Raw genomic sequence first — 18069 nt, forward strand, 5'->3', positions numbered from 1 at the left:
CGGCAGACTCGCCCCGTGGCGTTCCGGGGATGGGCGAGGACGTGGGCGGGCGGCTCCGTGTCGACCGCGGTGGCGCGCCTCAACGCGCGACACCCGTGGAGCCACAACGACTGGTTCCACGGCTGGATCCTCGCGAACCTCCCCGAGCAGCGCCGAGCCGCCCTGGACGTCGGTTGTGGCCAGGGCGGGCTGGTGGCCGCACTGGCACCGCACTTCGGTCGCGTCGTGGGCAACGACGCCGACCCGGCCATGGCGCGCGAGGCCGCCGCGCGCTGTCGCGGCGCGGCCAACGTCTCCGTCGAGGACGGTGCGTGGACCGACGTGCGGGGTCCCTTCGACCTGGTCACGATGGTCGCCGTCCTGCACCACCTCGACGTCCCGACGGCCCTCGCCGAGGTGCGCGAGCTCCTCGCGCCGGGGGGACGGTTCCTGGCGGTCGGGCTGGCGCAGTCGCAGAGCGTGACCGACCACGTCTGGGACGCCGCGTCGATCATGACGAACCCGGCGATCGGCTTCGTGCTCCACCCGTGGCCGGCGCGCGAGGGTGTCCGGCCCCCGCCCTACCCGGTGCAGGAGCCGACGATGACGTACGACGAGCTCCACGGTCACGTCACGGCCGCGATGCCGGGTGCGACGATGCGGCACCGCCTGGCCTTCCGGCACACGATCGAGTGGACCAGGCCGTCCTGAGGCGGGACCTCCACCGGCGACCGGTGCAGGGCGGGCAACGGCCCCGCCAACCACGGGGGGGGGGAGCCGGCGGGGCCTGAGCCGCCTGCCCCACTGCGGCCGTGGTCGTCAGTACCCACCCCGCGGCCTGTCGATCCGCCGGTCGGTGGACCCGCCGCGCTGGGCCAGGACGCCGTGCCGGCCGATGGGGATCATCAGGGGGCGGCCCGACACCGGGTCGTCGATGATCGTGCTCGACAGGCCGAAGACGTCCTCCACGAGGTCCGGCACGAGCACGTCGCGCGGGTGGCCGGCGGCGTACAGCCGTCCGTCCTGCAGGGCGACGAGGTGGTCGGCGTAGCGGGCCGCGAGGTTGAGGTCGTGCAGGACCATGACGATGGTCGTGCCCTTGGCCCGGTTGAGGTCGGTGAGCAGGTCGAGCACCTCCACCTGGTGGCTGACGTCGAGGAAGGTCGTGGGCTCGTCGAGGAGCAGGACCTCCGACTCCTGGGCCAGGGCCATCGCGATCCAGACCCGCTGGCGCTGGCCGCCGGAGAGCTCGTCGACGGCCCGGTCGACGAGCTCGGCGGTGTCGGTCGCCTCGAGCGCCGCCGCGACCGCGCGGTCGTCGGCCGCCGACCACCGGGCGAACGCCCGCTGGTGGGGGTGGCGTCCGCGACCGACCAGGTCGCCGACGGTGATGCCCTCCGGCGCGATGGGCGACTGCGGCAGCAGGCCGAGGCGTCGGGCGAGCTGCTTGGCGGGCATGGCGTGCACCGACTCCCCGTCGAGGACGACCCGGCCCGCGCGCGGCGGCAGCAGGCGGGTCATCGACCGCAGCAGGGTGGACTTGCCGCACGCGTTGGGACCCACGATGGCGGTCACCTCCCCCGGCGCGATGACGAGGTCGAGGCCGTGGATGACCTCGCGGTCGCCGTAGCCGAGCGTGAGCCCGGAGATCTCCAGGCGGGGCGGGACAGCTGTCGACGGGCTCACACGGTGCCTCCGACTCGGTTGACGCGGACGATGAGGTAGATCAGGTAGGGCGCCCCGAGGATGCCGGTGACGACACCGACGGGCATGCGGGTGCCGAAGGCGTGCTGCCCGACGAAGTCCGCGACGAGGGTGAGCAGCGCGCCGACCAGCGCCGCCGGCACGAGCAACGAGCCGCGCGGCCCGACGATCCTCGCCGCGATGGGCCCGCAGAGGAACGCGAGGAACGCGATGGGCCCGGACGCCGCCGTCGCGAAGCAGACCAGGCCCACGGCCGAGACGATGGCCAGCAGTCGGAGCCGCTCGACGCGGACGCCCAGGGCGGACGCGGTGTCGTCGCCGAGCTGCGAGGCGTCCAGGCTCCTGGCCTGCAGGAGGATCGCCGTCCCGAGCACCAGCAGCGCGGCCAGGACGAGCAGGTTGTCGCGCCACAGGGCGCCGTTGAGGCTGCCGGTCAGCCACCGCATCGCCTCGGCGAGCTCGAAGTTGCGGGCGCGCTCGAGCTGCCAGGAGATGACGCTCTGCATCATCAGGGCGACGCCGATGCCGATGAGGACGAAGCGGGTGCCGGCGGCGACCCCGCGGCGGTAGGCCAGCAGGTAGATGGTCAGGGCGACCCCGATCCCGGCGGCGACCGCCAGCCACGAGACGAGCAGCCCGCTGAGCGAGAAGCTCACGATCGCCACCGCGGCCGCGGCGCTCGCGCCCTCGGTGACGCCGATGATGTCGGGGCTTGCGAGCGGGTTGCGCAGCAGCGTCTGGAAGGTGGCGCCGGCGAGGCCGAAGGCCAGCCCGACGAGCACGGCCAGCGACGCGCGCGGCAGGCGCAGGCGGCCGACGACGAACTGGGCCCCCGGCGGTTCCTGCCCGAGGACCACTGCGAGGACGTCGGAGGGCGGGTAGACGGTGGGGCCGAGCATCAGGCTGCCGGCGTACGCCGCCGCGACGAGCGCTGCCAGCACGCCGATCGCCGTGGCACGCCGACGCCGTCGCGCCCGTCGACCCGCGCGGACGCGGTCGAGCACGGCGGGCGCCGGGTCGGCCAGCCCGGGGGGTCGCTGGTCGGTGCTCTGCGGCGCGCTCACAGCTCGCGCACCCGGCCCCGCCGGACGGCGGCGATGAAGACGGGACCGCCGACGATGGCGGTGATGATGCCGACGTCGACCTCCGACGGCGGTGCGACCACCCGGCCCAGGACGTCGGCCACCACGAGCAGGACGGCGCCGCCGACGGCGCTGAAGGGCATGAGCCACCGGTGGTCGACGCCGATCAGGATCCGGAAGAAGTGCGGGACGACGAGCCCGACGAACGCGATCGGACCCGTCACGGCCGTGGTCGCCCCGGCGAGCGTCACCGCGCCCACCGCGGCCAGCAGCCGCGTGCGCGCCACCTGCTCACCCAGCCCGGCGGCGAGCTCGTCGCCGAGGCCCAGCATGTCGAGGCCGCGCGAGCACCAGGCGCATAGCAGGCCGCCGGCGAGGAGGAACGGTGCCACCTGCCACAGCTTGTCGTCGGTGGCACCGCCCACGCCGCCGATCTGCCACGAGACGACGTTCTCGGAGATGTCCGGGCGCGGCAGGACCACGGCGGTGATGAACGACGTGAGCGCCGCGGTGGTCGCGGCGCCGGCGAGGGTCAGCTTGAGGGGTGTCGTCCCGCCCCGCCCGAGCGAGCCGATGGTCCACACGAAGAGGGAGGTCACGGCGGCCCCGAGGATGGCGACCCAGATGTAGCCGGTGGCCGTCGACAGCCCGAACCAGGCGATGCCGACCGCTACCGCGAGGGACGCTCCGGCGTTGACCCCGAGGATGCCGGGGTCCGCGAGCGGGTTGCGGGTGATGCCCTGCAGGACCAGCCCGCACACGGCGAGCGCGGCGCCCGCCACGACGGCGAGGGCCGTACGGGGGACGCGCTTGGCGACTGCTGCCTGGGCGAAGCCGTCGGTGTCGCCCGTCAGGCCGGCCCAGATGTCGGCCCAGCCGACGTCGCGGGACCCGAGGACGACCGAGGCAGCGCACGCCACGACCAGCACCGCGACGGAGGCGAGCAGCCACGCACCGCGCGCCCGCCGGGTCGGCTGCAGGGGTGCAGCGGGCCCGACGGGCGTACGGGTGGCCGGGGCGGTGGTGCTCACTCGGTGGTGTAGGCGGCTGCCTCGGCGAGCAGGCCGACGTACTCCTCGACGAGGTAGGGCACGGACAGCGGCGTCGGGTTGGCGCCCGTGCCGATCGGCTTGGTGCCGTCGAGGTTGACGATGGCCTTGTTCTTCACCGCCGGGAGCTGGGACAGGACCGGGTCGCCCTCGAGCGCGTCGATGAGCTCGTCGCCGCCGTAGGTGATGATCACGTCGGCGTCGGCCAGCTCGTCCGCGCGCTCGGCGCTGATCGAGCCGGCGTAGTCACCGCTGTCGCCGGTGGCCTCGACGACGCTCGGCGCGATCTCCATGCCGAGGTCGGTGAGGTACTTCGAGCGCGTGTCGGCGGCGCTGTAGAAGTTGACCTCGCTGAGGTCGGCCGGGTCGACGTGGGTGAGGAACATGCCGGTGGCACCCTCGAGCTCGGGGTGCGCGGCGACGGCGTCCTCGATCGACTGCTCGACGTCGGCGACGAGCTGCTCGCCCTCCTCCTCCATGCCGAGGCCGCGGGCGTTCTGCATGAGCGAGTCGCGCCACTCGGTCGCCCACGGGTCGTCCGGGAAGGCGACGACGGGAGCGATCTCGCTCAGCGTGTCGTAGTCGTCCTCCGTCATCCCGGAGTAGCCGGCGAGGATGACGTCGGGCTCGGTGCCGGCGATGGCCTCGAAGTCGTAGCCGTCGGTCTCGTCGAAGAGCACCGGGGTCTCGGCGCCGAGCTCCTCGAGCTTCTCCTCGGTCCACGGCTGGACGCCGTCGCCGTCGTCGTCGCCCCACGTCATCTCGGACATGCCGACGGGCACGACGCCGAGGGCCAGGGGCACCTCCTGATTGGCGAAGTCGATCGTGGCGACGCGCTCGGGCTTCTCCTCGATCACGGTCTCGCCGTAGGCGTGCGTGATGGTGACGGGCTCCCACGCGGCGGCGCTGGAGCCGCCGTCGCCGGAGGCCGTGTCGTCGGAGGCCGCCTCGTCGCCGCACGCGGCGAGGCTGAGGGAGAGCAGGACCGCTGCGGCCGGTGCCGCCAGCTTCTTCATCGGAGTCACGGAGATCCTCACATCGACAATAGGTAAGGCTTACCTTACTTCTGCTCCTCCGCTGCTGGTCACCGGCCCCGCACCCGGCCGGTCGCGGGCAGGCGGAGCGGCGCCGCAGTAGGCTGCGAGCCGGTTCCGCCGCGAACCAGCCCTCGGCCGCCCGCCGTGCCGAGGACGAGGCCCTGCGCCCCGAGGGGGGAGAGTGACCGATCACGACGAGTGGTTGGACGAGCGCCGCACCGAGCTGCTGCTGCTCCTGCTGCGCACGCGTACGTCGTCCGCGTCCAGCCTGTCGGAGACCTTCGCCGACGACGACGTCCCGGAGAGCCTGGCGGCGCTGCGCGAGGCCGGCTTCCTGCGCGGCGATGGCCCCGACCTGACGCCCGTCCCACCGGGCGAGGCGCTGTCGCGCATCGCGGGCTCGGCCCTGGCCCGCGAGCGCGAGGCGCTCGACGCCCTCGACCACCTGGTCCGGCTGCTGCCGACCCTGTCCGACGCCTGGGACGACGGGCGGGCCCAGCGCGCCAGCCACCTCCAGGGGGAGGTCCTGCACGGGAGCGCGGAGTCGCTCGCGGACCGGTGGTACGCCGTGAGCGAGGAGCGACCGCCCGCCGACCCGGGGTGCTCCTACGGCGACATCCCCTTCGTGCGGGCGCAGTACCGACACCAGCTCGACGTCGTGCAGGCGACCTTCGAGGCACGCGGGCACGGGATGAAGATGCTCCTGCCGGTCGACCAGATGACCGACCCCGACAACCGGGAGGCCGTCGACGCGTTCGCCGTGGCCGGCATCGAGATGCGGGTGGCCGCGAACGTGCCGTCCTACATCTACAGCGACCCCGGCGTGATGGCGGGCCTGCCCCTCACCTGGGGTGCCCGCCTGCCCGCCGACGGCATCGTCCTGCTCTACGACCCGGTCCTCATGGAGCCGGTGGACCAGATCTTCGACCGGTGGTGGCGGGCAGCGACGCCCTGGCCGCTGGTCGGGTCGGGCTGGGAGCCGGTCATGCAGCTGCTCGGACTGGGCCTCGCCGACGAGCAGATCGCCGCGATCCTCGAGCTCGGTGTCCGCACGGTGAGGCGGCGCATCTCGATGGCGATGGAGGACGCCGGCGTCTACTCCCGCTTCGAGCTCGGCATGCACTGGGCCCAGCAGGGCCACGCCGCCGAGGGCGTCCCCGACCCGGCCGCCGGGGAGCCGCTCAGCCCCTCATGAGGGCGTCGACGGCCGTCCTGGCCTCCGCCATGCCGACGCCGGTCAGGTCGCGGTAGCGCACGATCGCCAGCATCGCCGACCCCTCGCGCACGAGTCGCTCGAGCTCGGCGTCCCCCTCGGGCCCGGAGGCGGCCGGTGTGCCGCCGTCGAGCGCGTCGAGACGGCGCTCGAGGGCCAGGGTGCGTCGGCGCAGCTCGTAGAGCTCGGCGTCGCTCATCCCCAGTACACCGCCTTGCGCGTCACGACCCACGCGCCGTCGACCCGCACGTAGTAGACGGACACGAAGCCGTACTTCGACCCCGTGCGGTACTCGCGGCTCTGGGTCGCCGGCTGGTTGGCCAGCGGGTCGCCCGGGTTGGAGGTCATCTTCTTGCCGGACGTGCCGAAGACCCGGTGGACCCGGGTGAGGTCGGTCCCGTCGTGGACCTTGCGGTACTCCGCCTTGGTGACCACGGGGGTGTTCCTGGTGTCGCTCGACGCCGGGGCGTCGTCCTGCCGGGCCTGCGCCGCGGCGGGGATGCCGAGGACCATCGAGCTGACGGCCGAGGCGATGATGACGGTTGTCGTACGCATCCTTGGTTCCTGTCCTGGTGGGCCGGCTGGAGTCCCGCGGAGCGCGGGTGCCGGTGCCGAGAACGCTAGGCAGCGCGGGTGCCCGAGGGCGAGGGAAATGGCTGTCCGGGAGCTGCCGTGGCAGCAACTCCGGCGCGCCCGGGCACAAGGGCGCCGGTCAGCGGACGAACAGGGGACGGCGCCAGGCCCACAGCTCGGCGGCGACCACGAGGCCGGGCCAGTCGTGGAGCGACGGCAGGTGCGGGCCGGAGGGCAGCACGAGGCTGACGCGCTCGCGGCCGCGTCCCGCCGCGGCCCGCAGGGTCGCCAGCAGGAGCATGCGCGCGATCCCGCGCCCCCGGTGGTCGGTGTCGACCGACAGCTGGCGGATCCAGCAGATGCTGCCCGCGTCCTCGGCGACGCAGGCGCCGACGACCCGTTCGTCGACCGTGGCCACCTGCACCGACTCCGCGGACAGCTCCCACGGGTCGTGGCCCGTCACCACCAGCCGGCCGCCGAGGTCCGGTGCTCGGCGCACCGCGAGGTCGCCGTGGCGCTCGAGGAGGCGGTCGGCCACCGCGCGCTGGTCCGTGCGTGGCGGGCGCACGACGAGGTCGGGGGCGGCGGGAGGCGCGTCCTCGGGCGCGCCCGCGACCAGGATCCAGGTCGTGTCACCGCGGACGTACTGGCGCTCGGCGAGGGCGGCGGCCGCCGCCACGTCGGAGGCAGCGGTCATCTGGCGCAGGGTCGAGAAGCCACGGCGGCGGGCGACGGCCTCCCCCCACTCGGCGAGGTCGCTGCCGAGCCCCTCCCCCCGGCGCAGGGGCGACACGTGGACGACCAGGTCGGCCGACGACCCGAGCTCGCCGAATGCGACCGGCACCGCGCCGTCGAAGTAGCCGAGGCTGCTGCCGGGCAGGTCGAAGCCGGGTCGTTGCCACCGGGACACGAGGTCGAGAGGGGTGGTGACGAGGTGCCCGAACGCGTACCGCTCCGACGCCGCGACGAGGGCCGCGACGGAGGACTGGTCAGCCAGCCTCAGCCCGCGACAGTCGAGGCCGGCGAGAGGGGGTGAGGGAACGGGCACGTGCGGGTCCTCGTCAGTCGCACTCTGGTGGCCGCGGGCTGCGCGGACACCTGGACGGACGAGTATGGCACCGGTGGGCGCCGGTCACCGGGGTCCGCCGCGGGGCCAGTCGGTGAGCAGGCGGATGTCGGAGTCGATGAGGCGGGCCTGCCGGGTGCGCCACTCGGCGAGGCGCACGGTGGCCTCGACGGAACCGGCGGTGCGACGACGGCGGGGACGATCGGTGGTGTGCATGTCGGGTTCTCTCCGGGACGGGACGGTGGACGGCCTGTGGCGGCCGCGAGGCGGGCCGGGAGCGGTCTGTCGACGCGGCGGCTCGCCCTCCTGAACTCAACACGCGGCGCGGACGACGGGTCAACGAACCGCGTCGGCCTGAACCTGTCATGGCAACGACTGCGCCGGCCGGTCCACCGGCCGGGCCGGGAGCTGGCCCATGTCGAGGTCCAGCGCCACGTGGTTGTGCGGTCGCGAGCGCTGCGCCCAGTGCATCCCGAGCTCGAAGCGCGAGGAGACGCCGAAGTGGGTCATCGCCTCCGCGATCCGGCGACGCACGGTGCGCACGCCCATGCCGAGGATGGCGGCGACCTGCTCGTCGGTGCGGCCCCGGGCGAGCAGGCGCATCACCGGCAGCCACCCCGCCGGCTCCATCGGCCATGGCGTCGCCGAGGTCCACCAGCGGTCGAAGATCGAGCCCACGGCGTCGATGAGGGCCGGGTCGTAGACCAGCACGAACCCGTGCGGCCCCGGCGCCCCCCAGCGGAGCGGGATCCCGGCCATCACGCCGGAGTCGACGTAGAGCCACGTGGGCACCGTCGTCGCGAGGCGCACGTCGACGCCCGACGCGACGAGCGTGTCGCAGGCCTCGCGGTTGGCCGTGTCACCGAGCTGGTCGGCCGGGAGGATGACCCGCATCCGGGCGCCGGCCTCCTGCGAGGCGGCGCCGGCGGCGGCGAGGTGGGGCAGCAGCTGCTCGTGCACGGGGTCGAAGTGGCCGTAGGCCACGCCCGGGTCGAGCGGCGGTCGCTGCTGGGTCACGCTCGCCCAGCGCTGCGTGGCGCGCTCGTCGCCCTCGATCACCTCGCCGCGCACGTCGTAGTCGTGGGGGGTCTGGCCCATGTCCCAGGCCCGCGACATCGAGGGCAGCTGCCGCACCAGCCGGGTGAGCGCCGCGAGCGACTCCCGCTGGCGCCCCAGAGCCGCGGTCGCGACCCCGGCCACCGCCGCGTCGGGAGGGACCGCGGTCACCACGTCGCCGTCGATCTCGACGAAGCCGGCGTCGCGGAGGCGGTGCAGGCTGGTCAGCACGTCGCCGCCGAGGTCGGGCCGGGTGAGCTCGGCCAGTGACGACGAGCGCGACCGCAGCACCTCCACCAGGAGGGAGCGGTGCCGCTCGTCGAGCCACACGGCGTCGTCCCGTCCGGTCACGTCCGCTCCCCTCGTCCGCCCGCCGTCGGCAGGTGTCGGCCGTGGCAGCCATTGCCGATCGCGCCCGCACCCCGGCGCGGTGAGGATGAGGAGGCGGGCTCCCGCCCGCCACCATCCGAGGAAGGACCGGCACCGTGCCAGGACGCAGACGAGGGACAGCACCGCAGGGCGGAGCCGCGTGCACGACGGCGCTCGTGGAGCACGACGACGGCGAGGCGTGCCCCGCCGGCAGCCCTGCCGGCAGGGCGTCGCTCGTCGACCTGGGCCCCGTCGAGCAGCTGCGCGCCGGACGCCTCGGCGCCCGGCTCCTCCGGCTGTACGCGGGGCTGGCGGTCTACGGCGCCTCGCTCACCGTGATGGTCCGTGCCGACCTCGGCCTCGCGCCCTGGGACGTCCTGCAATCGGGCATCACCCGCTACGTGCCCCTGACGCTCGGGCAGGCCGTCGTGGCGGTCAGCTTCGTCGTGCTGCTGCTGTGGGTCCCGCTGAGGGAGAAGCCCGGCCTCGGCACGCTGTCCAACGCCGTCGTCGTCGGGGTCGTCTGCGACCTCACCATGCCGCTGCTCGACCGGCCGGACCACCTGGCCGCACGCCTCCTGATGATGCTGCTCGGCGTCGCGATGTGCGGGCTCGCCACCGCCCTCTACATCGGGGCGCAGCTCGGGCGCGGTCCCCGGGACGGGCTGATGACCGGCCTGGCCCGCCGCACGGGGCTGTCCCTGCGACTGGTGCGCACCGGGCTCGAGGTCGCGGTGGTGGCCGTCGGGCTGTTGCTGGGCGGGGTGATCGGTCCCGGCACGGTGGTCTTCGCGGTGACGATCGGGCCGGTCACCCAGGCGCTGCTGCCCCGCTTCACCGTCTCGCTGCGCGCACCGCAGCGACCGCGGCGCACCGGCGAGCGGTAGCGCAGCGGGGCGGAGGCGGGCGTCAGAAGAGATCGGGCACCGTCCAGCCGTCGAGGTCGTACTCGGAGAGGAACTCGTCGGCGAAGCCCTTCATCGCGTCGACGTCGCCGCGCGCCTGCGCGGCGTGCAGCAGCTCCGCCTTCACGCTCTCGTGGTTGCCCGAGTAGTTGCGCTCGTAGAGCTCGTGCCGGCTGCCGAACTCGGAGCCGATCGAGTCCCACAGCGCCTTCATCACCTTGACCCGCTCGACGGCCGTGATCCCGTCGGAGCCGCGGACGTACTTGTCGAGGTAGGGCCGCACCTCCGGCGAGTGGAAGTCGGCGGCACCGGACGGCAGGTAGATGAGCCCCGACGCGACGTCCTGCTCGATGATCTCCTTGACGCGCGGGTAGCCCTGCATCATGAACATCCGGTAGGTGAGGCCGTACTCCAGCTTCGGGATGACGGCATCGCCCACCCACTGCTCGGGGTCGCGGGCCATCGACTCCGACAGCGACCAGAACAGGTTGCGCCAGCCGATCACCTCACCGACGCGCGTCTGCACGCCACGGAAGCCCCCGGACCCGGTGCAGTCGAGCGCCTTCAGGAGCAGGCCGGCGAGGAAGTCGAGCTTCACGGCCAGGCGGGTGCAGCCCTGGAAGGTGAACCGGGGCAGGAAGCCCGACTGGGGGAAGAAGGCGTTGACGCGGTCGACGTCGCCGTACATGAAGACGTTCTCCCACGGCACGAGCACCTTGTCGAAGACGAAGATCGTGTCGTTCTCGTCCATGCGGCTCGACAGCGGGTAGTCGTACGGCGACCCGTTCCGGGCGGCCTGCTGGGCGTAGGACGTGCGGCAGATGAGCTTCACGCCCGGGGCGTTCATCGGCACGGTGCACACCAGCGCGAACTGCTTCTTGCGGATCGGCAGCCCGTAGTGGCCGATGAAGTTGTAGTGGGTGATCGCGCTCCCCGTCGCGACGACCTTGGCGCCGGAGACGACCAGGCCGGCGTCGGTCTCCTTCTCCACCTTCATGTAGACGTCACCGACCTCGTCGGGCGGCAGCTGGCGGTCCACCGGCGGGTTGATGATCGCGTGGTTCCAGTAGAGGACCTTCTCCTGCGACTCGCGGTACCAGCGCTCGGCGTTCTCCTGGAACGGCGCGTAGAGCTCCTTGTTGGCGTGCAGCGTGCCCAGGAAGCTGGCCTTGTAGTCGGGCGAGCGGCCCATCCACCCCCACGTCATCCGCGCCCAGCGGGCGATCGCGTCGCGCTCCCTGAGCAGGTCCGCGGACGACGTCGGCGTGCGGAAGAAAGGCATCGTCACCCCACCACTGCCGGTGTCGGTGGGGACGGTCAGCTCGTCGACGTGGGGCCCCGTGTGCAGGGCGTCGTAGAGGCGCGCGGTCATCCGCACCGGGTTGCGGAAGGCGGGATGGGTGGTCACGTCAGCGACCCGCTCGCCGCCGAGGTGGATCTCGCGGTCGTCCCGCAGCGACTCGACGTACTCGTCACCGGTCATCGGACGCGACGCGAAGCTCTGCCGGCGGTTGGCCGGCGAGCCGGCCGCCGGGTTGACGCTCGGCGCGCCCTCGTGGGTCGCGCTCGCGGTCAGGGTGTCCATGGCGGGACGCTAGGGACGCCGCGACCGCCCTGTCGATCCGCATCGCGCACCGCCTGTCCGCATTGCGCGACGGAGACGCTCGCGCGCTGACGCGCGCGGCCGTAGCATGTCTCGCGTCACAGGCCCGAGTCCCGTGCACTGGCCCGGACGACGAGGAGGTGCGCGTGCCACGGCCCGAGGTCGACTACGACGCCCTGTCCGGCGCGGTCAGCGACGCCTACTTCCCGCACCGCCTGACGGTGCAGCGCGAACGCCCGGGCCCCGACGCCACCCTGCGCGCCGTCGCCCTGGGGTCGGTCCGGCTGGCACGCATCGGCTGGGGCTCGGACGTGGCCGTCGAGTCCGACCACCCCGGTGCGTGGGCGGTCAACGTCCCGCGCAGCGGTGTCCTCGAGGCGCGGCTGGGCGAGCGCCACGTGCTCTCGGTCGACGGCCAGGCCACCGTGTGCCCACCCGACGTCCGCACGAGCATGACCCACTGGTCGGCCGACTGCTCGATCCTCGGCATGCGGGTCGAGCGCGACTACCTCGACAAGGAGGTCGCCACCCTCGTCGGCTCCTCGACCAGGGCGATGCCGCAGCAGCTCGACCTGCGGGGCGGCGCCGGGCTGATGTGGCTCACGCTGGTGTCCTCGATCGGCGCCGAGGCGCTGCGCAGGCCCGAGCTGGTCGGCGACGACCCGGTCGCCCGGCGGCTGGGCGCCACGCTCACCGCCGCGCTGGTCATGGCGTGCTACCCCGAGGACGTGGACCGCCACTCGCTGCAGCCGCGCATCGTCACGCGCGTCGTCGACGCCCTCGAGGCCGACCCGTCCCGCCAGTGGACCGCGTCCGACCTCGCCGGCATCGCCGGGGTCGGGATCAGGCGCCTCCAGCAGGGCTTCCGCGAGCACCGCGGCGCCGCGCCCCTGACGGTGCTGCACGAGATCCGGCTCGACCGGGTCCACGCCGACCTCGTCGCCGGCGGCACCACCGTGGCCGCCGCGGCCCACCGCTGGGGCTTCACCCACCTGGGCCGGTTCGCGGCGGCCTACCGCGACCGCTTCGGGGTGTCGCCCTCGCAGACGCTGCGGTCCTGATCGCCGACGCCCCGACGTCCGGAGGACGTCGGGGCGCGGCGCGGTGCGGCGGGTGCGGCGTGGTGCGGCGGTGCTGCGGTCAGGCCGTGCGGAAGCGCAGGGTCAGCGCCTGCGGGCCGGGTGTTCCGGATTTCGCGTCGAAGGCGTTGCCGGCGACGTCCCGGACCCCGGTGGTGACCGTGAGGGTGTAGGTCGTGCGGCGCTCCAGCGCCCTGGCCGGGTCGAGGACGACGGTCCGGGTCCTTGCGTCGTAGCGGACCTCGGCGCGCACCTTGTTCGCGCTCCCCCTGCCCTTGAGGAAGACGGTTCGTCGCGTGACCGAGCCGGCCTTCAGCGACTCGCTGGCCCGCACCTTGACGGTCGTGGAGACCGGGACCTTCCTGGCGCCGGCCCTCGGGGTCGTCCGGGTCGCGGTCGGACCCGAGGTGTCGGTCGGCGCCGCGGACGAGGTGAGGGCGATGGTGTCGCTGACCACCGCCGACTCGTTGCCGTCCTTGTCGCGGAACTGGGCGTAGACGGTCTTGACGCCGTCGCCGGCGCTCAGCGTCCAGGCCGCCGAGGTGACGTAGGGCTGGTAGGCGGAGAACGTGGTCCCGTCGTTGCTCAGGCGCACCCGGTCCAGCCCGCTCGAGGGAGCCGGGTCGCTCGCCGACAGGTCGAGCCGCACGGACGGCGTCGCCGTGGTCGCTGCGCCTCCGTCGATCACCACGGAGCCGCTGGGTCGCTGCGACTCGGACCAGGCGAGGTCGAGGGACCAGCCGTCGATCGAGACCGTGTCACCGCTCGCTGCGTCGTAGGCGTAGAGCTTCCAGACGCCGTTGGGGTTCGTCCCGTCGAACGCGGCGAGGGGCGTCTGGCCGGTCGCGACCGGGGCGGGGTCGGGGAACGGGACCGTGCCGCCGAAGTAGCTGGCCGGCTGGTAGGTGCCGCTCGCCAGTGCTGTCTCGTCGGGCAGCGCGCCCGGCGCCTCGTCGTCGAGGACCAGGTCGACGCCGTCGACGACGTGCTGGCCCCCGGTCTCCGCCAGCAGGGTGGCCTGCTGGCCGCCGGGGCCGACGAGGAGCAGGGCCAGGTCGTCGGGGTAGGTCGAGGTGAGTCCGTCCAGCCGGACGTCCACGTCGGAGAGCGAGGGCAGGCCGCCGACCTCGACGGTGCTCGGGTACGCCGTGGAGTCCTGGTCGATGGACAGGCTCCAGCCGGCGATGGAGCCGGTGTCGCCACCGGTGTCGTCGAGGACGTAGAGGCGCCAGGTCCCCGCGGCGTCCGTGCCGTTGAAGACGGCCAGCGAGGTGGTGTGGTCGCTGGTGGGAGCCGGTGCCGGGAAGGGGTCGGTGTCCGTGGACCAGTCGGTCGGCCTCGCCTCGGACTGCGTGATCGCCGACTGGTCCGGCAGCCCGGCGCCGGCCGAGTCGCTGAAGGTCAGGTTCGCGTCCACGAGGTCGTTGCTGCTCGCCGCGTCGCTCATCAGCGTCACCTGCTGCCCGCCCGGCCCCACGAGCATGACGTCGAGGTCGTCGGGGTGGGTGTGGGAGATCCCGTGCAGGGTCACGTCGACGTCGGTGATCGCGCCGCGGTACGCGACCGAGAGGGTGGACGGGTACTGCGACGCCGGCCCCTGGTTGGGGAGGACGAGCGGCCCGCCGGTGGTCTCGACGTTGTTGTTCCTCCCGCCGACGTAGAGCTTCGTCGACTGGCCGAAGGTCGTGGTGGTGTCGGCCGCGGCAGGTGCGTGGAGGACGCCGACGAGGCCGACGGCCAGGGAGATCGCGAGGGACGGGGCGCTGAGGCGCAGCCGTCGGGGTGTTGTGGTCATGACCCGAGAACCTAGGAACGGCCGCACGGCGCCGACAAGGAGATCGGCGTGCAGGGTGATGCCGTGGCAGTCGTTGTCGAGGTCGGACCCGCCGTGCGGGTCCCCCGGCGCCACGCGGCAGCGCACCGAGGAGCGGATCACCGCGCACGCACGCACGGCGGTCACGGCTCGAAGGGATGGCTGGCGACCACGTCGCCGGAGAGCGTGGTCCTGAGGAAGCCGCTCTCCTCGAACTCGTTGGCGACGTGGATGCTGACGTCCGGCGCCTCGTCGGTCCACCGGTGCACGAGCACGTGGGTGAGCTCACCGCCCGGCACGTCGAGGGTCCGCTCGGCCAGGGCGATGTTGGCGAAGAGGCGTCGTACGTCGAGCTCGCCGAGGTCGAGCACCTCGTAGAGGCCGCCGACCGCCGACGCGTCGGAGTCCTGGTGCCACGCGCCCTCCCACGACCAGTCCTCCGAGCGGGCGCGGGACCCCCGCACCGGCACCTGGGTGTAGGCCCGCTCGGGGTAGAGCCCGACCTCGTAGGTGTCCAAGGTGCCGAACTCCGTCTCGTAGGAGCGCACGAGCTCCCGCACGTGCGCGGCCGTCATCTCGAACGTCGCGGTCTCGCCCGACGCCTCGTCCGCCGTCCCGGGCCGGGCCGGGCCGGCGGCGCCGGACGGCGTGGCCGGGTCCGGACCGGGGTCCCACGCGACGAGGAGCAGGATGAGTGCGGCGAGGCCGCCCGTGAATGCGGTGATGACGGCGAGCACCAGCAGCACGGCGGCACAGGCGCCCGGCTGCCGCGGTCGACGCTCGGCACGGACGGGCCCCGTGGCGACGGTCCCGGCGGCGACGGTCCCGGCGCGGCGATCGGACGGACGCTGCAGGTCGTGCGTCAGCGTCTCGAGCTCGCCGAGCGTCTCGGCCGCGAGCGCGCGGCTCACCCGCAGCTCGCGGTCCTCAGTGCCCAGCTGGCCGTCGACGTACGCCGCCTCGATGAGCTCGACGAAGCGGTCCCGGTCCGCGTCCTTGGCCCTGAGCCCGCTCATCCGACGGGCCTGGTGTGGGTGCGACAACACATGGAGGGACGTCCTTCCCTTGTTCAGTGACAGAAGAAGGGGAGCGGCTCCCAGGGGCAGCAGGTGGTCTGCGTGCCCCTGGGAGCGCGCTCCCCTGGTCCCCACCTCCCCGTGGTGAGGAAGGTCCGGCGCACCCCTTTGCGCAGGACCCGTGTTCGTGCGCCCGGACCACTCCCCTGTGGTGGTCCCGGTGCAACAGCCCCCTACGGCGGCCGGGCTGGTCAGCCCAGGGCGGCGTCGAGGGTGATCGTGGTGCCGGCCAGCGCCTGGCTGACCGGGCATCCGGCCTTGGCGGCCTCGGCGGCGGCGACGAACTCGTCACCGGTGATGTTCTCGACCACACCCCGCACGCTGAGCCGGATGCCGGTGATGCCCGTGCCGGGGGTGAGCTCGACGACGGCGCTCGTCCGGAGCGAGGTCGGCGGGGTGCCGGCCTCGGTCAGGCCGTGCGAGAGGGCCATCGAGAAACAGGAGGAGTGCGCGGCAGCGATGAGCTCCTCGGGACTGGTCCGGCCGTCGGCCTCCTCGGCCCGCGAGGGCCAGGACACCTCGAAGGTGCCGGTGCCCGAGGAGTCGAGGGACACCTTGCCGGCGCCCTCGAGGAGGGTGCCGTGCCAGTGCGTCGTTGCGGTGCGCGTGGTTGCCATGCGATGGAGCTCCTTGTTCGTTGATGGGCCGTGGGCCCGGGTGATCGAGCACGTCCGGCTCTGACAAGGAGTCTGTGATGGCGCACGCCGCGCCGCCAGCCGCAATCCCTGCCATGGCACCAACCGGGCGCGCTGGGCGAGCTGGCTCGACGCGGCTTTGCCGGGGAGACCCACGACACACGCGGGGAGGCGCATCCCGCCGGGGGGCCCGGGTACCCGACAGCGCACACGAACCCGTGTGAGCGGCTCACCCCGTGCCCATTGACAGCCGCAAGGAGACACCATGTCCACCCATACCGATAACTCGCACACGAACACCCACCTCACCGACCGTCGTCGTGTCAGCACCGAGACCAAGTCGTCGTACAAGACCACCGAGCTCATCGCCTTCGTCGTCGTGGCGATCGGCGTCCTCGTCGCGTCGGCCGTCACCGACACCAGCGACTTCGGCACCCAGGAGGCGTGGTTCTACGTGACGCTGCTGACCATCGGCTACATGGTCAGCCGCGGGCTCGCCAAGTCGGGCAGCCGCGACTTCTACGACGACGACACCCGCGGCGACAGCCAGCAGTGAGCCCTCGGGCGCGCCGCACCGTCGGCTGAGACACGAGATCGCCCCGACCCCCTCGAGGGGGTCGGGGCGATTGCCGTGTCGGCCGGGCTCTCCGCGAACGGAGGACGACGCGGTCAGGCTGCGTCGGACGTCCCGTCGAGGCCGGCCCGGAGCTGCGCCAGGATCCGCGCGAGGATGCGCGAGACCTGCGCCTGGGTGACCCCGATGGACTCGGCGATCTCCCCTTGCGTGCGCTCCTCGTAGAACCGCAGGCGGACGATGTCGCGGTCGCGGTCGGACAGCCGGTGGACGAGAGGATCGATCAGCATCTTCGCCTCGACCGAGCGCATGGCCGGGTCTTCCCCGCCTTGCAGGTCGCCCAGGGTGGACGTACCGGCGCCGACGACGTTGTCCAGCGAGGTGGGCGAGAAGTAGCCGTCGGCCGTGAGCGCCTCGACGACGGCGTCGAGCTCCTCGCCGAGGTGCTCCGCGACCTCGCTGGGTCGCGGTGACCGGTCGAGCGTCTGCTCGAGCTCGCTGTGCGCCCTCGCGATACGCGGCTGCAGGTCCTGTATCCGTCGCGGCGGCCTGATGACCCACCCCGAGTCACGGAAGTGACGACGGACCTCGCCGCGGACGGTCGGGACGGCGAAGGACATGAAGTCGTGACCGGCGTTGGCGTCGAAACGCTGCGCGGCCTTGGTCAGCCCCAGCAGGGCCACTTGCTCGAGGTCGTCCTGGTCGATCCCGCGGTTCTTGTAGCGGGACGCGATGGTGACGGCCATGGCGACGTTGCACTCGATGAGCTGCTGGGTCAGGCCGTGCTCGTCGCCGGAGTGCGGCTGGGCGACTCGCAGGTGGGACACGATCGAGTCCGTGCGCCGCTGGCGCTCGACCCTCCCCGTGGGGGAGGTGGCGGGATCTGCGCGGTGACCGCGCGTGATTGTTGCGGAAACCATGGTGATGTTTCCTTCCGTACAGAAGGACGCTCACCGTTGTCTCCAGCAGGCGTAACCCTCGACAGTGCCACAGGTCTAGACCTGTGGCAAGCCACCGACGCCCCGACCCCGGGCGTACGACGGCCGGCCCAGCCCTGACAACGAGCAGCACAGCGCGACGCGTCCCCGGGCGCGCGACCGCCGGGCGGCCCCGGTGCCCGCTCCTTGAGCACCGGGGCCTCAGCCGCCGATGCAGCCCGGGCTACGTCGTGGCTTGCGTCTCGATACCCAGCGGGTGGGGGTCCGATGCGACGTGTGCCCGAGTACGTCGCGATGGAGAGCCGACCGGCGGGGCGG

Annotated in this window: 19 protein-coding genes; 5 read left to right on the plus strand and 14 right to left on the minus strand. The window is 73.2% G+C overall.

What is annotated here, in order from left to right; all coding sequences use genetic code 11:
* Positions 1-15: 15 nt before the first annotated feature.
* The gene (locus HN031_RS02195) at positions 16-690 is read left to right on the plus strand and encodes a class I SAM-dependent methyltransferase (protein ID WP_367650627.1); all 675 of its coding nucleotides are present in this window, start codon (positions 16-18) and stop codon (positions 688-690) included.
* 108 nt (positions 691-798) lie between these two features.
* Here HN031_RS02195 and HN031_RS02200 read toward each other — a convergent pair whose 3' ends face one another.
* Genes HN031_RS02200 through HN031_RS02215 form a run of 4 tightly spaced genes read right to left on the minus strand, consistent with a single transcriptional unit; the run spans position 799 to position 4830 of the window.
* Positions 799-1665, minus strand: coding sequence for an ABC transporter ATP-binding protein (locus HN031_RS02200; protein WP_367650628.1), 867 nt, complete (start codon positions 1663-1665; stop codon positions 799-801).
* A complete protein-coding gene (locus HN031_RS02205) occupies positions 1662-2747 on the minus strand; it encodes a FecCD family ABC transporter permease (RefSeq protein WP_367650629.1) in 1086 nt (361 codons plus the stop codon). Before HN031_RS02205 ends, HN031_RS02200 begins: the two co-directional genes overlap by 4 nt.
* On the minus strand, positions 2744-3796 hold the full coding sequence (locus HN031_RS02210) for an iron ABC transporter permease (protein ID WP_172265755.1): 1053 nt from the start codon (positions 3794-3796) through the stop codon (positions 2744-2746). The genes HN031_RS02205 and HN031_RS02210 overlap by 4 nt, the downstream gene beginning before the upstream one ends.
* On the minus strand, positions 3793-4830 hold the full coding sequence (locus HN031_RS02215; RefSeq protein WP_172271138.1) for an iron-siderophore ABC transporter substrate-binding protein: 1038 nt from the start codon (positions 4828-4830) through the stop codon (positions 3793-3795). The genes HN031_RS02210 and HN031_RS02215 overlap by 4 nt, the downstream gene beginning before the upstream one ends.
* 202 nt (positions 4831-5032) lie before the next feature.
* Between HN031_RS02215 and HN031_RS02220 the strand changes: the two genes are divergently transcribed.
* Positions 5033-6046 carry a hypothetical protein gene (locus HN031_RS02220; protein ID WP_172265758.1) on the plus strand — a complete coding sequence of 338 codons (1014 nt, stop codon included), beginning with the start codon at positions 5033-5035 and terminating at the stop codon, positions 6044-6046.
* On the opposite strand, the gene HN031_RS02225 is transcribed toward HN031_RS02220, so the two are convergent.
* The 5 genes from HN031_RS02225 to HN031_RS22135 all read right to left on the minus strand — a co-directional run bounded on the left by HN031_RS02225 (position 6033) and on the right by HN031_RS22135 (position 9110).
* Positions 6033-6263, minus strand: a complete 231-nt coding sequence (locus tag HN031_RS02225; protein ID WP_172265761.1) for a hypothetical protein — start codon at positions 6261-6263, stop codon at positions 6033-6035. The genes HN031_RS02220 and HN031_RS02225 overlap by 14 nt on opposite strands.
* Positions 6260-6619 carry a hypothetical protein gene (locus HN031_RS02230; RefSeq protein ID WP_172265764.1) on the minus strand — a complete coding sequence of 120 codons (360 nt, stop codon included), beginning with the start codon at positions 6617-6619 and terminating at the stop codon, positions 6260-6262. Before HN031_RS02230 ends, HN031_RS02225 begins: the two co-directional genes overlap by 4 nt.
* A gap of 157 nt (positions 6620-6776) precedes the next feature.
* A complete protein-coding gene (locus HN031_RS22130) occupies positions 6777-7685 on the minus strand; it encodes a GNAT family N-acetyltransferase (RefSeq protein WP_172265767.1) in 909 nt (302 codons plus the stop codon).
* Between the two features lie 84 nt (positions 7686-7769).
* Entirely contained in the window at positions 7770-7919 is a 150-nt protein-coding gene (locus HN031_RS02240; RefSeq protein WP_172265770.1) for a hypothetical protein, read from the minus strand.
* A 147-nt stretch (positions 7920-8066) separates the two neighbouring features.
* Positions 8067-9110, minus strand: coding sequence for a LuxR C-terminal-related transcriptional regulator (locus HN031_RS22135; RefSeq protein WP_172265772.1), 1044 nt, complete (start codon positions 9108-9110; stop codon positions 8067-8069).
* A gap of 194 nt (positions 9111-9304) precedes the next feature.
* Between HN031_RS22135 and HN031_RS02250 the strand changes: the two genes are divergently transcribed.
* Entirely contained in the window at positions 9305-10015 is a 711-nt protein-coding gene (locus tag HN031_RS02250; protein ID WP_367650630.1) for a YitT family protein, read from the plus strand.
* A 22-nt stretch (positions 10016-10037) separates the two neighbouring features.
* Here HN031_RS02250 and HN031_RS02255 read toward each other — a convergent pair whose 3' ends face one another.
* Positions 10038-11618: a 4-hydroxyphenylacetate 3-hydroxylase family protein gene (locus HN031_RS02255; protein WP_172265775.1), complete on the minus strand. Its 1581-nt coding sequence runs from the start codon at positions 11616-11618 to the stop codon at positions 10038-10040.
* Between the two features lie 164 nt (positions 11619-11782).
* Between HN031_RS02255 and HN031_RS02260 the strand changes: the two genes are divergently transcribed.
* Positions 11783-12697, plus strand: coding sequence for an AraC family transcriptional regulator (locus tag HN031_RS02260; RefSeq protein WP_322422942.1), 915 nt, complete (start codon positions 11783-11785; stop codon positions 12695-12697).
* Between the two features lie 79 nt (positions 12698-12776).
* Here HN031_RS02260 and HN031_RS02265 read toward each other — a convergent pair whose 3' ends face one another.
* The 3 genes from HN031_RS02265 to HN031_RS02275 form a co-directional block, all read right to left on the minus strand.
* A complete protein-coding gene (locus HN031_RS02265) occupies positions 12777-14510 on the minus strand; it encodes a proprotein convertase P-domain-containing protein (RefSeq protein ID WP_172265781.1) in 1734 nt (577 codons plus the stop codon).
* 161 nt (positions 14511-14671) lie between these two features.
* Complete coding sequence (locus HN031_RS02270) at positions 14672-15544, minus strand: DUF1707 domain-containing protein (protein ID WP_172265784.1); 873 nt, start codon at positions 15542-15544, stop codon at positions 14672-14674.
* A 251-nt stretch (positions 15545-15795) separates the two neighbouring features.
* Positions 15796-16221: an OsmC family peroxiredoxin gene (locus HN031_RS02275; protein ID WP_172265787.1), complete on the minus strand. Its 426-nt coding sequence runs from the start codon at positions 16219-16221 to the stop codon at positions 15796-15798.
* Between the two features lie 283 nt (positions 16222-16504).
* Here HN031_RS02275 and HN031_RS02280 point away from each other — a divergent pair, with 283 nt between their 5' ends.
* The gene (locus tag HN031_RS02280) at positions 16505-16795 is read left to right on the plus strand and encodes a hypothetical protein (protein WP_172265790.1); all 291 of its coding nucleotides are present in this window, start codon (positions 16505-16507) and stop codon (positions 16793-16795) included.
* Positions 16796-16908: 113 nt separating this feature from the next.
* Here HN031_RS02280 and HN031_RS02285 read toward each other — a convergent pair whose 3' ends face one another.
* The gene (locus HN031_RS02285; protein WP_172265794.1) at positions 16909-17640 is read right to left on the minus strand and encodes a sigma-70 family RNA polymerase sigma factor; all 732 of its coding nucleotides are present in this window, start codon (positions 17638-17640) and stop codon (positions 16909-16911) included.
* Between the last annotated feature and the right edge of the window lie 429 nt (positions 17641-18069).

Origin of the sequence: Nocardioides sp. zg-1308 (assembly GCF_013155375.1) — a bacterium.
In the GTDB taxonomy this organism is placed as follows: Bacteria; Actinomycetota; Actinomycetes; order Propionibacteriales; family Nocardioidaceae; genus Nocardioides; species Nocardioides renjunii.

Excerpts from the sequence above, each read along its gene's own strand:
- HN031_RS02230 (WP_172265764.1), bottom strand. The coding sequence starts at position 6,619 with ATGCGTACGACAACCGTCATCATCGCCTCGGCCGTCAGCTCGATGGTC.
- HN031_RS02240 (WP_172265770.1), bottom strand. The coding sequence starts at position 7,919 with ATGCACACCACCGATCGTCCCCGCCGTCGTCGCACCGCCGGTTCCGTC.
- HN031_RS02225 (WP_172265761.1), bottom strand. The coding sequence starts at position 6,263 with ATGAGCGACGCCGAGCTCTACGAGCTGCGCCGACGCACCCTGGCCCTC.
- HN031_RS02280 (WP_172265790.1), top strand. The coding sequence starts at position 16,505 with ATGTCCACCCATACCGATAACTCGCACACGAACACCCACCTCACCGAC.
- HN031_RS02270 (WP_172265784.1), bottom strand. The coding sequence starts at position 15,544 with ATGAGCGGGCTCAGGGCCAAGGACGCGGACCGGGACCGCTTCGTCGAG.
- HN031_RS02255 (WP_172265775.1), bottom strand. The coding sequence starts at position 11,618 with ATGGACACCCTGACCGCGAGCGCGACCCACGAGGGCGCGCCGAGCGTC.
- HN031_RS02265 (WP_172265781.1), bottom strand. The coding sequence starts at position 14,510 with ATGACCACAACACCCCGACGGCTGCGCCTCAGCGCCCCGTCCCTCGCG.
- HN031_RS02275 (WP_172265787.1), bottom strand. The coding sequence starts at position 16,221 with ATGGCAACCACGCGCACCGCAACGACGCACTGGCACGGCACCCTCCTC.
- HN031_RS02215 (WP_172271138.1), bottom strand. The coding sequence starts at position 4,830 with ATGAAGAAGCTGGCGGCACCGGCCGCAGCGGTCCTGCTCTCCCTCAGC.